A 13,934-nucleotide genomic window follows, 5' to 3' on the forward strand; every position below is an offset into this window, starting at 1 on the left:
CCTAGCGCACCGCCGACCGATCCCCCAGCAGGCAGGGGATGGTCATGGCGATAATGTAGAGATCCAGCCAGAACGACTGGCGCTCGATATATTCGACGTCCAGCGCCACGCGCAGGCGGACGCTTTCGGGGGTGTCGACCGGGCCGCGCGAGCCCTTGATGGCGGCCCAGCCGGTCAGGCCGGGCTTCATGCGATGACGGTGGGCGTATTGCGCGACCAGCTTGGCGGACTCGACGCCGCCGGTCTTCATGCCAATGGCGTGAGGGCGAGGACCGACGATCGACATCTCGCCGCGCAGCACGTTGAACAGCTGCGGCAGCTCGTCGAGGCTGGTCTTGCGGATGAACTTGCCGACCTTGGTGACGCGGTCGTCATCGGCGCTGATCTGACGCGCGGCGCTGGCGTCGGCCATCTCGTGGCGCATCGATCGGAACTTCCAGACGAGGATCTCCTCGTTGTTGAACCCGTGGCGACGCTGGCGGAAGAAGATCGGGCCGGGGCTGTCCAGTTTCACGGCCAGGGCGACGATCAGCATGACCGGGCCGGCGACCATCAAGCCCAGGAGCGTCACGACCAGATCCTGGGCGCGCTTGATCCAGGCGTGGCGCGAACTGGCCACGGCGCCGGACAACTCGTTCTCGCCGCCGGCGACGATGCGGGCCAGGGTGGCGTCGTGATCGGCGGGGCCGCCGATGTCGATGAAGAGGTTCAGCGGATTGGGCAGGACGGCCAGCTTGTCGACCAGCTGTCGCACGCGGCCCTGGGCGGTCGAGGCGACGGCGATCACCACGCGGTCCACATAGGGCATGATGCGGTGGTCGAGCAGGGCGCTGGTGTCGCCCAGCACCGGTACGCCCATGATGTTCTCGGGTGCGCGGTCCAGGCGGTCGTCGAACACGCCGAGGACATTGACCTCGCCGGTGCGCATGGCCGCATCGATCAAGCGCTCGGCGGTGGCGGTGGCGCCGACCACGATGATGTTCGGCGTCAGGCTGCCTTGGGCGCGACCGCGGGCGATGAGCGTCCACCAGACGGCGTGCAGCGCGATGACCCCGGTGGCGGCGCTGAGCAGGGTCCACAAGGTCGGGGCGTCGGCGCGGCCGGAGATCAGGATGGCCGATGCGGCGACCAGCAGAGCCGCGCCCAGCGCGAACGTCGCGCGGGCCAGGTGGCGCGGCAGGGTCTGCCGGCGCGGAAAGGCATAAGCGCCCAGGGCGCGCAGGGCGACCAGCGCCGTGACCGCCCACAGGCCGGCCGCCACGGGATGGCCTTCGACCGTTACGCCCACGGCGACGCCGAAGGCGACCAGGGCGTCGACGACGCGGAAAATGCGGGCCAACAAGCGGGCCTCCAACCGGGCCCGGCTCGGAACCAGCTGACCGGGGCGGAACGGGCCCCGCCGCGCCCGCCCGGGATCGCCGCCGCCACTGGCGGAGCGCGGCGAAGCGTCCGTCGAAGAGACGAAAGCCGAGGCGGATTCGGCGTTGGCGATGGGCTGCGTGACGGGATGCATGGCGCTCGACGTTGAGAAAACCGCGTTCAACCTAGCGTCGCCGTCTGAGCGTCACGTTAACACCGGAATTTTCCGACATCCGCCGTTGTCATGTCGAAGCGAACACGCTATCGAACCGCTCCCTCTCAGGAGGAGACGTGGCCGAGAGGCTGAAGGCACCGCTTTGCTAAAGCGGCATACCTCAAAAGGGTATCGAGGGTTCGAATCCCTCCGTCTCCGCCATCCCCTTTTTCATTGCCCTTTGGCCGCATCCGGCGCTCCGCCGAACTGGGCGCGATAGTCGGTGGGACTGACGCCCAGCTGGCGGCGGAAGTGGTGGCGCAGGGTGGCCGGGCTGCCAAAGCCGCTCCGCTGGGCGATGTCCTCGATGGAGAGGTCGGCGGACTCCAGGAGTTCGCGCGCGCTGTCGACCCGCGCGGCCGCCAGCCAGGCTCCTGGGGTCAAGCCCGTGGCGTCCAGAAAGCGGCGGTTGAAGGTGCGTTCGCTCATCGCCGCCAGCTTGGCCAGCTCGTTGATCGTCCAGGGATGATCGAGCCGCTCTCGCATCTGGTCCAGCAGATCCGAAAGTCGAGAGCGCTCGCGCCGCGCGACGGGTCTTTCGACATATTGCCGCTGCCCGCCATTGCGATGGGCGGGCAGAACCAGCCGCCGGGCGACGTGGTTGGCGATCTCCGGGCCGTAGTCCCGGCGGACCAGATGCAGGGACAGATCCAGGCCGGCGGCGCTGCCGGCCGAGGTCAGGATCTCGCCGCTGTCCACATAGAGCACGTCGTGGTCGAAGGTCAGCTCCGGGAAGGCGCTGACCAGCTGATCGGCGTAGCGCCAGTGGGTGGTGACCCGGCGGCCCGCCAGCAGCCCGGTCGCCGCCAGCACGAACACGCCCGAACAGATCGACATCAGCCGCGCGCCGCGCGCATGGGCGCGCCGCAGCGCCTCGACCAGGGCCGGTGGCGGCGCGACATCGGGACCCTTCCATCCTGGCACGATGATCGTGCCGGCGGTCTCCAGGGCGTCCAGGCCCTGGTCGGCCCCGACCCGCAGACCGCCGCAGGCTCGCATGGGGCCTTCGTCGACGGCGCAGGTCACCAGCCGATACCAGTCGGGCCCGAGCTCCGGGCGGGGCAGGCCGAACACCTCGACGGCGATGCCGTACTCGAAGGTGCAAAGGCCGTCATAGACGAGCACCGCGACGAGCGGAGAAGCGGGCGGAGCGGGTCGAGAGGGCTTTGGCATGATGCTGACGATGATGGGCAAATCCGCCACTCGCGGCAAGGCTCGCCAACGCGCATTGAAGCGGCCGTCGATCCAACCGGAGACTTCCATGTCCAACGTCACCGCCGTTCCGGCCGCGCCCTCGGCCGAGGCTCTCAAGCATTTTGAAGACGAGTTCACGTTCGAAACAGATTGCTCGGACGTCCACGCCGCGGCCCAGTCGGGCGGCTTTGATTTCGTCCTTCTCGATGTGCGCAGTCATCAGCTGTACAACGAAGGCCACCTGCCCGGCGCCATCAGCCTGCCGCATGGCAAGATCATCGCCAGCAAGCTGGAGGCCTATCCGCAGGACACTCTGTTCGTGACCTACTGCGCAGGTCCGCACTGCAACGGCGCGGCCCGCGGCGCTGTCCGTCTGGCCAAGCTGGGCCGGCCGGTGAAGATCATGGCCGGCGGCGTGACCGGCTGGCTCGACGAAGGCTACAGCCTGGAACGGGCGCTGGAACCGGCCTAGCCGCTATCCTTGGCCGCGCCTTTCGGGGCGCGGCCATCCCGGCCGGCAGAAGAGGCTCGAAGTCGGCCTCGCGTGCTAAACCGCAAGATCGGTCGAGCGCGTTCCGGCGGCGAGCGACTAACTGGCGCTGCCACGGAAAAAGGGTGACGATGAAGGCGGCGCTTCAAAACTACCAAGCGCGGATGCAGCGCGTGCTGGATCACGTCGACCAGCATCTCGACGATGATCTGGACCTGGAAACGATGAGCCGCGTCGCGGCCTTCTCCAAGTTCCATTTCCATCGGCAGTTCATGGCGACGTTCGGGGTGTCCGTGCATCGCTATGTCCAGCTTGCCCGCCTGAAGCGCGCGTCGCACCGGCTTGCCTCGAAGGATGCGCCGAGCGTCACGGAGATCGCGCTGGAAGCCGGCTACGACGCGCCGGACGCCTTCGCCCGCGCCTTTCGGCGGCGGTTCGGGCAATCGCCCTCATCGTTCCGCCGATCGCCCGACTGGGCGCCGTGGCTTGCGGCCTTCGGGCCTCTGAACAATGCCAGGAGCAAGCTCATGCAGATTATCTACGAACCCGGCGACGTGACGATCCGCGACGTGCCGCCAACCCAGGTGGCGATCATGGAACATCGGGGCGATCGGGCGACCCTGCCCGCCACGATCGAGCGGTTCATCGCCTGGCGCAAGGCCGCCGGTCTGTCGCCCGAGACGAGCCCGACCTTCAATATCTTCCGATCGGAGAGGATTCCCGAAAATCCCGCCGACTACAGCATGGACATCTGCGTCGGGACCGACCAACCGATCGCCCCCAACGACCAGCGGATGAAAGCCGGCGTGATCCCGGGCGGACGCTGCGCGGTGCTGCGCGTCGTCCACGAAACCCACAATCTGGAGCCGGCCGCGCTGTATCTATATCGGGATTGGCTGCCGGCCAGCGGCGAGGAAGCGCGAGATTTCCCGGTCTATTGCCGGAGACATTTCTCGTTCTTCCGGGACGGGCCGGCGCACGAGGTGGTCGTCGAACTATTCCTGCCGCTCAAATAGCGTGGACGGCGATCGGTTAGGGCAGTCCCATGAACCCGAAGCCGATAGCCAGGCCCAGGACGAAGGCGCCGGCGCTGATGAACAGGAAGGTGCGGACTTCGGTACGCAGGTGGTTACGCGTCGACTGGGCCATGGCGTGGCCTCCGGTTGTCCGCGCCTCCCCAGGCGCGTCAAAATCAGTCCCCGATCAAGACGTTAGGCCTGACAGCCGAGAAAGAATGTCAACGATTGTTAAAGCTGCGGCGCAGCTTGGGCGGTCTCGCGCATCCGCGAAGCGGCCGCGATCGTCCGGACGGCGAAGGCGATCACGACGACCAGCGCGCCGTGCACGCTCGGCTGCCACGTCCCGGTCGCCAGCCAGGCCAGGAAACCCATCGATAGCACGAGGACGCCGATCGCCAGGCCGCGCGCCGGCTTCAGCGGGGCCAGGCTGAAAAGACCGATGGCGATCATGGCCAGCGTGTAGTGGACCGTCGTCGGCTACGCCTGTGGCTCTAGAACGGCGGCGTCGACGCGCCCGAGGCCGTCATCGCCGCGCATCGGATGCTCTCGACTGCCGTCGTTTCGGCTCAGGCCATGACAGGCAGTTCGTAGACCCTGGAGGGTACGCCACGCTCGAACAGCTCGGCGCAGATGGCCAGCGCTCGGGTGTAGGCGGTTTCGACGGTGTCGAAGTAGCCGGCGAGACGGCCGTCCTCCGTGACAACCCAGCCTTCGGAAACGTGGGCGATTTCAATACGCTGGCAGTGCGCGGCGTCCGACATGACGACGAGCTCCTCGGACTAGAAAGCGCCCCTGAGCCCGGACGCGTTAACATCCTTAACGCGAACCGGCTCCCCCGCATTGTCAACGATTGTAAACCGTATGCGGAGGTTCGCGCAAGCCGATAGTGACGCCTGGGTTGTATGGCCAAGCTTGGCGCTCAGCCGTTTTCCAGGGCCAGCAGGGCGAAAGTCGCCAGCCAGTGCTCGCCCATATAATCGCCGGACACGTGCGGAACGGCCGCCGCCAGATGGTTCATCGCCGCGTTGATCGCGTGATGCTTGCCCGGGTCGGCTTCGGGCATGGCCCCGGCCAGCAGCCGCCAGCACCACGCGCGCGAAAGATTCAGGCCGTCCAGGTGCGCGATCTTGCCGTCGGTGCGGTCGGCGACCCGGGCGGGCGAGAACAGGGTCGCGGGCTGCTTTTGAGCTAGATCCGGCAGGAAGCGCGGGAACCAGAGTTCGAAGCGCTCGCGCGGCAACAGGCGGCGCATGGCCTCGGCCTCGATCAGGGCCGGCGAGAGAAAGTCGTCGCCCGACGGCTCCCAGGCCTGGCAGGCGGCGTCCTGGCCGTACCAGACCAGGGCCCGGCTCTGCATAAGGTCGAAGAACGCCTGGTCGCCGGTCATCTCGGCGTATTCGTAGGCCAGGGCGAGGGCGAAGGCGGTGTTGTAGTGGGTCCCCGCCCGGACCGGATAGTCGGCGATCGGCAGGAAGGCCTCGAAGCGCGCCTTGAAGGCGGCGGCCAGGGGCGCGTGGACGTCGGCCCACGGACGGTCATGGCGCAGCAGCTCGGCCTGAAGCATCAGGCTCCAGGCCCAGCCGTAGGGACGCTCGAAGCCCCGGCTCTCGGGGCGGGCCAGATAGGCCAGCTCGCCGGCGACCTTGTCGGGGGTGAAGGCGTCGTCGAACACGGCGACGATCGTCTCGGCCTCGGCCATTTCCGGGCGCAGACGCAGCAGGGTGGCCAGCAGCCAGTAGCCGTGCACGCACGAGTGCCAGTCGAAGCTGCCGAAGAAGATCGGGTGCAGATCGCGCGGCGAACGGACGTCGTCCAGTCCGCCCATCACGTGGTCAAGCTTGTTCGGATATTCGCGGGTCAGGTGGCCCAGGGCGATCCTGGCGAAGCGCGAGGCGGTGGAACGGGCCAGGCTCATCGGTGAAAAGCGAGGGCGTTCATCAGCACCACGTTGACGATCAGCATCAGGAGCGCGGTCGGCGCCTGGGCGCGGATCACGGCGTAGCGGTCCTTCAACTGCAGTAGCGCCGCGGGCACAAGGTTGAAATTGGCGGCCAGCGGCGTCAGCAGGGTGCCGCAGAAGCCCGAAAGCATGCCGATGGCGCAGACGACGGCCGGATCGCCGCCGAAGCGGCCGATGACCAGGGGCAGGGCGATGCCGCCGGTCATGACTGGAAAAGCCGCGAAGGCGTTGCCCATCAACACCGTGAAGATGGCCATGCCCAGGCAGTAGGCGGCCACGGCGGCGAAGCGACTGTCGACCGGGGTGATCTGCGCCGCGATCTCGCCGATCGTCTTGCCGACACCGGCGACCGCGAACACCGCGCCCAGGGCCGCCAGCATCTGCGGGAGGAGCGCGGCCCAGCCGACCAGGTCCATCAGCCGCCGGCCTTCCTGCAACGGCGCGGTGGCGGGCTGACGGAACATTAGCTGAGCCAGGATCGCGGCGACAAGGGCCGCGAACGCCAGGGCGATCAAGGTCGCCTGCTTGGGGTCGACCAGCGGCGCACCGTGCAGCGACAGGCGTTTCAAGGTCAGCGAGCCGACCAGCACCAGGACGGGAATGACCAGGGCCGGCACGAACAGGCGCGCGCCGTGGATCGCCGCCAGCGTCTCGCGCTCCTCTGACGGGGTGGTTCTCGGCGCGCCGACGCCCAGCTGGCCGGTCCCGGCGATCAGGGCGAGAGCCAGGGCCAGGATCCCGTTGCCAAGGTCGCCCAGGCGGTCGCCGGCCAGGAAACTGACCGCGAATAGGCCCCAGAATGCGGCGTTGCCGAAGCGCTTGCGATTCTCGCGATCGGCGGCGCTGAGGCCGGCGAAGGCCGCGAACATCAGGCCGGCCAGCAGATAGACGAGCGGCAGGCCGATCATTCCTGGATCTCCGGCTTGGAGAGCTTGCGGTCGAACAGCAGCAGCCGCGCGCCGTGGACCAGGAAGGCGGCGATCGCCGTCGGGATCGCCCAGATCGACACGGCCAGCGGCTCGACCGCGATGCCGCTCTGGTCGAGGAACCCGACGATCAGCAGGACCGAGCCGATCGCCAGGAAGATGTCCTCGCCGAAGAACAGGCCGACATTGTCGGTGGCCGCGCTCATCGCCTTCACGGCCTCGCGACGACGATCGGAGAGCGGCTCGGCGGCGGCCTCGGCCATGGGGGCGAGCAGCGGTCGGACGGTCTGGGCCTGACCGGCGATGTGGGTCAGGCCCAGCGCCGCGCCCAGCTGGCGCAGGGCCAGGTAGGCCAGCAGGATCCGCCCCGGCGTCGCCGCCCGCAGGCCCTGGATCGTCTTGCGCGCCTGTTCCTTGAGGCCGGCGCGCTCCAGAACCCCGATGGCGGGCAGGACCAGCCAGACGACGCTGACATAGCGGTTGGTGTTGAACGCCTTGCCGAACGCGGCCAGCACCTCGATCGGCGAAAGACCGGCCGTGAGCCCCGAGGTTAGGGCGGCGGCGATCACGACCAGCAGCGGATTGAAGCGCAGGGCGAAGCCCAGCACGATCACCGCCACGCCCAGCAAGGTCAGCATCCGCCCCGATTCCCCAAACTCGTGTCGTTCGAAAACACGGTCCGACGCCCCGGCGAGGCTGGCAAGCGGGGAGGGCGTCTTATCGAGCCTCTTGACGGTCAGGCGCCCCGGCGCGACGCTCAACGTAACAATGATAACCTACGGGAGGCCCCCATGGCCGACGGTGCTCTGCCGATTACATCCCTCAAGGGCAAGGTCAGCGACGCGGAGTGGCAGGCGCGGGTCGATCTGGCCGCCCTCTATCGTCTCGTGGCCCTGCACGGCTGGGACGACATGATCTTCACCCACATCTCGGCCCGCGTCCCGGGGCCCGAGCATCACTTCCTGATCAATCCGTACGGCATGTTCTTCGGCGAAATGACCGCCTCGTGTCTGGTCAAGGTCGATCTGGAGGGCAATGTCGTCGACAAGACGCCGTACTACATCAATCCGGCGGGCTTCACGATCCACTCGGCCATCCACGCCGCGCGCGAGGACGCCCATTTCGTCATGCACCTGCACACCGACCAGGGCGTGGCGGTCTCGGCCCATCGCGAAGGCCTGCTGCCGTTGACGCAACACTCACTGATTGTCTTGCCTCAGGTCGCCTATCACGATTATGAAGGCATTGCGCTCAACTTGGACGAGCGAGAGCGGCTGGTGGCCGACCTCGGGTCCAAGAAGCTGATGATGTTGCGCAACCACGGCACCCTGTCCGTGGGCGCCTCGGCGGCGGAGTGCTGGTTGGGGATGTTCTTCCTGGAGCGGGCGTGCACACAGCAGGTGATGGCTCTGTCGATCGGACGCGACAACGTCCTTCTGGCGCCCGACGGCGCGCAGGAGGAGGTGCGCAAGCAGACCGGCATGGGCATGGGACTGATCGGCGGCCTGGCCTGGCCCGGCTGCCTGCGCAAACTGGACCGCGAGTCGCCCGGCTACGCGGACTAGCTGTCTCTTCGAAGGTTTGGAAAGCCGCCGCGGTCCTGGCGATCGCGGCGGCTTTTTCATGTCCAGCGGATCTGGCGCGGGCCGGCGCCTGGCCGATCGAGCCGGGACGCGCCCAGCTCATCGCCAAGTACGAGCGCACGAGCGCCGACCAAGGCTATGACCCGGACGCGGCGCTGGTCGATATCGATCACCGCCGCGACGAGACCCTGTCGGTCTTCGTCGAACGCGGCCTGACCCCGCGCCTGACCCTGCAGGCCAAGGCTGGCGTCACGCGCGGCCACGATCGCTGGGTCGATTATTCCGGACGCGGACCGCTCGAGCTGGGCTTGCGCTGGGCGGTTCGGCGCACCGAACGCTCATCACTTGCCGTTTATCTGGGCGCCGGCGAAGCGGGCGCGGGCCGCAACGCCGGCTACGCCGCGCCCGGGCAAGGAAGCTTGGATCTGGAGGCGCGGGTCCTCTACGGCCGTTCGGGCGTGTGGCGCGGGCGCGAGGTCTATGTCGATCTGGAGGCCGCTAGGCTGAAGCGTCAGGGCTTGGCGGACGAGACGCGGGTCGACGCCACCTTGGGCCTTCGGCCTAGCAAACGCTGGCTCCTGCTGGCCCAGACCTATGCCGGCCAGGCCGATCGCAGTCCTGTGCGCTCGCGCTGGCTGAAGAGCGAAATCTCGGTCGCTCGAGCGTTCGGCGACTGGAGCGTCCAGGCCGGATGGCGCGACACCGTCTCCGGCCGCGAGACCCCCCGTGACCAAGGCGTGGTGCTCGCCTTGTGGCGCAAGCTGTAGCTTGTTTCAAAACTGCAATAGTCGGTCATCCGCCTGTCACTGGACGCCGCTTTAGGCTGCGGTCATATCTCGCCGCACTTGATAGCTTCGCCGAGTCCGCTCGGCGCCCGGAGCGTTTCCTTGATCCGTAGGCACTTCTTCCTCGTGGTGGCCCTGGTCGCCGTTGTCCTGATGCTGGTGGTGGGCGGCCTTAAACTGGCCTTCGCCAACAAGGACGCCAAGGGCGCGGGCGGTGGCGGCCGGGCGACCAACGTCTCGCAGATGGTGGTCGGCGAGCGGCCGTTCACCGACCGCATCGAGGTGCTGGGCGCGGCCAAGGGCCGGCAGTCGGTGACGATCACCTCCAACACCCCCGAACTGATCACGGCGGTTCATTTCACCGACGGCCAAGCCGTCTCGCGCGGCCAGGTTCTGGTCGAGCTGAAGGCCGACCAGGAGAACGCCGGAATCTCGGAGGCCAAGGCGCGCCTGGCCCAGGCCGAGCGCGACTACAACCGCTGGAAGACGCTGGCCGACAAGGGCATCGCCCCCCGCGCCACGGCCGAGCAGTATCTGTCGGCCCTCGAGGTCGCTAAGGCCGCCGTCGGCACGGCCCAGGCCCAGAAGCTGGATCGCGTGCTCCGCGCGCCGTTCGCGGGCCGGGTCGGCATCTCGGACGTGGCGCCGGGCATGCTGATCGCCGCTGGCACCCCGATTGTCAGCCTGGACGACGTCTCGGTGATCCGCGTCGATTTCTCGGTGCCGGACCGCTATCTGCAGACGCTGCGGGTCGGCCTGCCGATCGCCGCGCGGCCCGACGCCCTGCCGGGCGAGACCTTCCAGGGCTACATCGCCCAGATCGACACCCGCATCGACCCCGCCACCCGCGCCATCAAGGCTCGCGCCGAGTTCCCGAACGCCGGCGCCCGCCTGAAGCCGGGCATGCTGGTCAAGGTCGCCATCGACCAGGGCGTGCGCACCGCCGTCGCCGTGCCGGAAGCGGCCGTGCAGTTCGAAGGCAACCAGGCCTCGGTCTTCCGTATCGCCAAGGGGCCGAAGGGCATGATCGCCCGCCGCACCGACGTCGACACCGGCATCACCGCCGACGGCTTCGTCGAGATCCGCTCCGGCCTGAAAAAGGGCGACAAGATCGTCGCCGACGGCCTGAACCGCATCCAGGACGGCGCGCCCGTCGGTGGCGGCAAGGGCGGCAAGGGCGGCGACAAGCCAAGCGGCAAGGGCCAAAAAGGCGGAGACAAGGGCGGCGCCGACCGCAAGGCCGGCTGATGCTGTCCGATCTTTCCGTCCGTCGTCCCGTCTTCGCCGCCGTCGCGGCGATCATTCTCTGCGTGATCGGCCTGGCGGCGTTCTCGTCGCTGCCGATCCGCGAGCTGCCCAGTGTCGATCCCCCCGTGGTCTCGGTCTCGACGGCCTATCGCGGCGCCTCGGCCGAGGTCATCGAAGAGCGCATCACCCAGGTGATCGAGCGCCAGGTGGCTGGCATCCAGGGCATCGATCGCGTCAACAGCAGCAGCCGCGACGGCCGCTCGCAGATCACCATCACCTTCAACCTCGACCGCGATCTGGACGCGGCCGCCAACGACGTGCGCGACGCCGTCAGCCGGGTGACCAGCAACCTGCCGGACCAGGCCGACCCGCCGCAGATCGCCAAGGCCAACGCCGACAGCTCGCCGATCATCGTCCTGAACCTGACCTCGACGACGCTGGACGCGCTGCAGCTGGCCGACTACGCCGACCGCTATCTGGTCGAGCGCATGTCGACGATCGACGGCGTGGCCCAGGCCAATCTGTTCGGCGCCAAGATCTACGCCATGCGGATCTGGCTGGACGCCAACGAGATGGCCGCGCGCGGCATTTCGGTCGATGACGTCGAGAACGCCCTGAACGCCCAGAACCTGGAACTGCCGGCCGGCGCGCTGGAAAGCACCGCCAAGGACTTCACCATCCGCGTGGCCCGCAGCTACGCCAAGCCCGAGGACTTCGCGCGCCTGCCGCTGCGGCCCGCCGACGCCAGTGGTTTCGTGCTGCGCCTGGGCGACGTGGCCCGGATCGAGGAGGGGCCGGACGATCGCCGCAAGCTGTTCCGCGGCAACGGCGTCGACCAGGTCGGCATCGGCCTGACCCGCCAGTCGCAGGCCAACGACGTCGCCATCTCCGAGGCGGTCCGCAAGGAAGTGGACGTCATCAACGAGACCCTGCCGCCGGGCACCAAGATGGTCGTGGCCGTCGACAACTCGGTGTTCACCGCCGAGGCCATCCACGAGGTGTGGATCACCATGGGCATGTCGATCAGCCTCGTGGTGCTGGTTAACTTGATCTTCCTGGGCAGCTGGCGCTCGGCCCTGATCCCCTCGGTCGTCGCGCCGATCTGCATCCTGTCGACCTTCATCATCCTGGCCCCGCTGGGCTTCTCGCTGAACCTTTTGACCTTGCTGGCCCTGGTGCTGGCCGTCGGCCTGGTCGTCGACGACGCCATCGTCGTGGTCGAGAACATCCAGCGCCGCGTGGACGAGGGCGAGCCGGCCCTGGTCGCCGCCGAGCGCGGCACCCGCCAGGTGTTCTTCGCCGTCGTCGCCACCACGATCGTGCTGATCTCGGTGTTCGCGCCGCTGATGTTCCTGCCCGGCTATATCGGCCGCCTGTTCGTCGAGCTGGCCGTGGCCATCGCCGCCGCCGTGGGCTTCTCGGCCCTGCTGGCCCTGTCGCTGTCGCCGATGATGGCTTCCAAGCTGCTGCGCCCCGCTCACGGCGAGGGTTTCATCGCCCGCCGGGTCAACGCGGCCATGGACGCGCTGAAAGCCTCGTACCGCGCCTCGCTGGAGAGCATCCTGGGCGGCTGGTCGGCGGCGATCGCCGGCGGCATGGTCGTGATCCTGGCGGCCTTCGCGGCCCTGCTGTTCGCGGCCCTGCCCAAGGAGCTAGTCCCGCCGGAAGACCGCGGCCGAGTCGACGTCTCGATCACGGCGCCGGAGGGTTCGGGCTTCGACTACACCAAGGCGATCGGCCTGAAGGTCGAGAAAATCATCGGCAAGTATCGCGAGCAGGGTGAGGCCGAGCGCACCATCCTGACCATTCCGCGCTTCGGTCAGAGCCAGTTCAACAGCGGCAACGGCGTCGTCGTCATGAAGCCTTGGGGCGAGCGCAAGAAGACCGCCGACCAGGTCGCCGCCGAGCTGAACAAGGACCTCTCCAAGATCACCGGCGTGCGGGCCATCGCCAGCGTGCGCGGCCCGTTCCAGCGGGGCGGTGGCGGCGGCGGTGGCGGCGGCACCAATGTCGACCTGATCGCCGTCGGCAACGACTACGTCCAGCTGGCCGACTGGCTGAAGCCGATCCTGGCCGAGGCTCAGGACAATCCGGGCTTCTCGCGGCCGCGCCTGGACTATGAGCCGACCTCGCCGCGTCTGTCGGTGCAGATCGACAACGACAAGGCCGCCAGCCTGGGCGTCTCGGCCCAGTCGATCGGCCGCGCGCTGGAGACCATGTTCGGCTCGCGCAAGGCCACGACCTACATCAAGAACGGCCAGGAATACGACGTCATCCTGCAAACCAACCTCGACCAGCGCCGCAGTGTCGAGGACCTGAACCGGCTGAACGTCCGCACCAGCTCCGGCGCCCTGGTGCCGTTATCGACGGTGGTGACGACCCAGTTGCGGGGCGATACGCCGGATCGTCCGCGCGTCGACCGCCTGCGCTCGGTGACCCTGACCACCCAGTTGAACCCCGGCTTCACCGTCGAGGATGCCGTGCGCTTCTTGAAGGACCAAGCCGATCAGCGCCCGACGCCCGGCATCAGCATCAAATGGGGCGGCCAGGCCAAGGACTATCTGGAAGGCTCGGGCGGCATCGCCATCGCCTTCGGCCTGGCCCTGCTGCTGGTGTTCCTGGTGCTGGCGGCCCAGTTCGAGAGCTGGATCCACCCGGCCGTGATCATGCTGACCGTGCCGCTGGCGGCGCTGGGCGGCCTGTTCGGCCTGCTGGTGATGGGCTCGACCATCAACACCTATAGCCAGATCGGCCTCATCATCCTGATCGGCATCGCCACCAAGAACGGCATCCTGATCGTCGAGTTCGCCAACCAGCTACGCGACGAAGGGCTGACCGTGCGGGAGGCGGTGATCGAGGCGGCGGCCCTGCGCCTGCGCCCGATCATCATGACCTCGATCTCGGCAGCCATGGGCGCCTTGCCGCTGATGCTGTGGGCCGGCGCGGGCGCGGGCAGCCGCAAGACGATCGGCTCGGTGATCTTCACCGGCTCGATCTTCGCGACCCTGCTGACGCTGTTTATCGTTCCGGTGTTCTATGACCTGCTGGCGCGCTTCACGAAGTCGCCGGAGTGGACGACGCGCCAGATCGAAGAGTATGAAGCCCAAGAAAAGACGGGCGAGGGGCAAACCTCGCCTGCATAGTGCAGGTGAGGAA

The 13,934-nt window shown here is 68.0% G+C and carries 15 protein-coding genes and 1 tRNA gene; 7 read left to right on the top strand and 9 right to left on the bottom strand.

The window, feature by feature from the left end; genetic code table 11:
- Position 1: 1 nt before the first annotated feature.
- Complete coding sequence (hfsE, locus tag ABIC66_RS15625) at positions 2–1,513, bottom strand: polysaccharide biosynthesis protein HfsE (protein WP_502910356.1); 1,512 nt, start codon at positions 1,511–1,513, stop codon at positions 2–4.
- Between the two features lie 131 nt (positions 1,514–1,644).
- On the opposite strand from hfsE, the gene ABIC66_RS15630 reads away from it, so the two are divergent.
- Positions 1,645–1,735, top strand: a tRNA-Ser gene (locus tag ABIC66_RS15630).
- 9 nt (positions 1,736–1,744) lie between these two features.
- Here ABIC66_RS15630 and ftrA read toward each other — a convergent pair.
- Positions 1,745–2,836: a transcriptional regulator FtrA gene (ftrA, locus tag ABIC66_RS15635; RefSeq protein WP_354071187.1), complete on the bottom strand. Its 1,092-nt coding sequence runs from the start codon at positions 2,834–2,836 to the stop codon at positions 1,745–1,747.
- Between ftrA and ABIC66_RS15640 the strand changes: the two genes are divergently transcribed.
- Positions 2,835–3,239: a rhodanese-like domain-containing protein gene (locus ABIC66_RS15640; protein ID WP_354071188.1), complete on the top strand. Its 405-nt coding sequence runs from the start codon at positions 2,835–2,837 to the stop codon at positions 3,237–3,239. The two genes, ftrA and ABIC66_RS15640, sit on opposite strands and share 2 nt — an antisense overlap.
- A gap of 149 nt (positions 3,240–3,388) precedes the next feature.
- The gene (locus ABIC66_RS15645; RefSeq protein ID WP_354071189.1) at positions 3,389–4,273 is read left to right on the top strand and encodes an AraC family transcriptional regulator; all 885 of its coding nucleotides are present in this window, start codon (positions 3,389–3,391) and stop codon (positions 4,271–4,273) included.
- A gap of 16 nt (positions 4,274–4,289) precedes the next feature.
- On the opposite strand, the gene ABIC66_RS15650 is transcribed toward ABIC66_RS15645, so the two are convergent.
- From ABIC66_RS15650 to ABIC66_RS15675, 6 genes are all read right to left on the bottom strand, one after another.
- The gene (locus ABIC66_RS15650) at positions 4,290–4,406 is read right to left on the bottom strand and encodes a hypothetical protein (RefSeq protein WP_354071190.1); all 117 of its coding nucleotides are present in this window, start codon (positions 4,404–4,406) and stop codon (positions 4,290–4,292) included.
- Positions 4,407–4,504: 98 nt separating this feature from the next.
- Positions 4,505–4,726 (bottom strand): hypothetical protein, encoded by a 222-nt coding sequence (locus ABIC66_RS15655; protein WP_354071191.1) that lies wholly within the window; start codon positions 4,724–4,726, stop codon positions 4,505–4,507.
- Positions 4,727–4,842: 116 nt separating this feature from the next.
- Positions 4,843–5,037, bottom strand: coding sequence for a hypothetical protein (locus tag ABIC66_RS15660; RefSeq protein WP_354071192.1), 195 nt, complete (start codon positions 5,035–5,037; stop codon positions 4,843–4,845).
- Between the two features lie 158 nt (positions 5,038–5,195).
- Positions 5,196–6,191 carry a DUF2891 domain-containing protein gene (locus ABIC66_RS15665; protein WP_354071193.1) on the bottom strand — a complete coding sequence of 332 codons (996 nt, stop codon included), beginning with the start codon at positions 6,189–6,191 and terminating at the stop codon, positions 5,196–5,198.
- Entirely contained in the window at positions 6,188–7,144 is a 957-nt protein-coding gene (locus ABIC66_RS15670) for a DUF979 domain-containing protein (protein ID WP_354071194.1), read from the bottom strand. The genes ABIC66_RS15665 and ABIC66_RS15670 overlap by 4 nt, the downstream gene beginning before the upstream one ends.
- Positions 7,141–7,800, bottom strand: a complete 660-nt coding sequence (locus ABIC66_RS15675; RefSeq protein WP_354071195.1) for a DUF969 domain-containing protein — start codon at positions 7,798–7,800, stop codon at positions 7,141–7,143. The genes ABIC66_RS15670 and ABIC66_RS15675 overlap by 4 nt, the downstream gene beginning before the upstream one ends.
- Positions 7,801–7,953: 153 nt before the next feature.
- On the opposite strand from ABIC66_RS15675, the gene ABIC66_RS15680 reads away from it, so the two are divergent.
- Positions 7,954–8,727, top strand: coding sequence for a class II aldolase/adducin family protein (locus ABIC66_RS15680; protein ID WP_354071196.1), 774 nt, complete (start codon positions 7,954–7,956; stop codon positions 8,725–8,727).
- A gap of 56 nt (positions 8,728–8,783) precedes the next feature.
- On the opposite strand, the gene ABIC66_RS15685 is transcribed toward ABIC66_RS15680, so the two are convergent.
- On the bottom strand, positions 8,784–9,008 hold the full coding sequence (locus ABIC66_RS15685; protein WP_354071197.1) for a hypothetical protein: 225 nt from the start codon (positions 9,006–9,008) through the stop codon (positions 8,784–8,786).
- 45 nt (positions 9,009–9,053) lie between these two features.
- On the opposite strand from ABIC66_RS15685, the gene ABIC66_RS15690 reads away from it, so the two are divergent.
- The 3 genes from ABIC66_RS15690 (at position 9,054) to ABIC66_RS15700 (ending at position 13,921) form a co-directional block, all read left to right on the top strand.
- Positions 9,054–9,512 (top strand): hypothetical protein, encoded by a 459-nt coding sequence (locus ABIC66_RS15690; RefSeq protein ID WP_354071198.1) that lies wholly within the window; start codon positions 9,054–9,056, stop codon positions 9,510–9,512.
- 120 nt (positions 9,513–9,632) lie between these two features.
- On the top strand, positions 9,633–10,778 hold the full coding sequence (locus tag ABIC66_RS15695) for an efflux RND transporter periplasmic adaptor subunit (protein WP_354071199.1): 1,146 nt from the start codon (positions 9,633–9,635) through the stop codon (positions 10,776–10,778).
- Positions 10,778–13,921, top strand: a complete 3,144-nt coding sequence (locus tag ABIC66_RS15700; RefSeq protein WP_354071200.1) for an efflux RND transporter permease subunit — start codon at positions 10,778–10,780, stop codon at positions 13,919–13,921. Before ABIC66_RS15695 ends, ABIC66_RS15700 begins: the two co-directional genes overlap by 1 nt.
- The last annotated feature ends 13 nt before the right edge of the window (positions 13,922–13,934 follow it).

Origin of the sequence: Caulobacter sp. 1776, from assembly GCF_040545685.1 — a bacterium.
Lineage (GTDB): Bacteria > Pseudomonadota > Alphaproteobacteria > Caulobacterales > Caulobacteraceae > Caulobacter.

Bases quoted from the DNA above. Each gene is read 5' to 3' on its own strand.
- hfsE (WP_502910356.1), bottom strand. From the start codon at position 1,513: ATGCATCCCGTCACGCAGCCCATCGCCAACGCCGAATCCGCCTCGGCT.
- ABIC66_RS15640 (WP_354071188.1), top strand. From the start codon at position 2,835: ATGTCCAACGTCACCGCCGTTCCGGCCGCGCCCTCGGCCGAGGCTCTC.
- ftrA (WP_354071187.1), bottom strand. From the start codon at position 2,836: ATGGAAGTCTCCGGTTGGATCGACGGCCGCTTCAATGCGCGTTGGCGA.
- ABIC66_RS15645 (WP_354071189.1), top strand. From the start codon at position 3,389: ATGAAGGCGGCGCTTCAAAACTACCAAGCGCGGATGCAGCGCGTGCTG.
- ABIC66_RS15650 (WP_354071190.1), bottom strand. From the start codon at position 4,406: ATGGCCCAGTCGACGCGTAACCACCTGCGTACCGAAGTCCGCACCTTC.
- ABIC66_RS15655 (WP_354071191.1), bottom strand. From the start codon at position 4,726: ATGATCGCCATCGGTCTTTTCAGCCTGGCCCCGCTGAAGCCGGCGCGC.
- ABIC66_RS15660 (WP_354071192.1), bottom strand. From the start codon at position 5,037: ATGTCGGACGCCGCGCACTGCCAGCGTATTGAAATCGCCCACGTTTCC.
- ABIC66_RS15665 (WP_354071193.1), bottom strand. From the start codon at position 6,191: ATGAGCCTGGCCCGTTCCACCGCCTCGCGCTTCGCCAGGATCGCCCTG.
- ABIC66_RS15670 (WP_354071194.1), bottom strand. From the start codon at position 7,144: ATGATCGGCCTGCCGCTCGTCTATCTGCTGGCCGGCCTGATGTTCGCG.
- ABIC66_RS15675 (WP_354071195.1), bottom strand. From the start codon at position 7,800: ATGCTGACCTTGCTGGGCGTGGCGGTGATCGTGCTGGGCTTCGCCCTG.
- ABIC66_RS15680 (WP_354071196.1), top strand. From the start codon at position 7,954: ATGGCCGACGGTGCTCTGCCGATTACATCCCTCAAGGGCAAGGTCAGC.
- ABIC66_RS15700 (WP_354071200.1), top strand. From the start codon at position 10,778: ATGCTGTCCGATCTTTCCGTCCGTCGTCCCGTCTTCGCCGCCGTCGCG.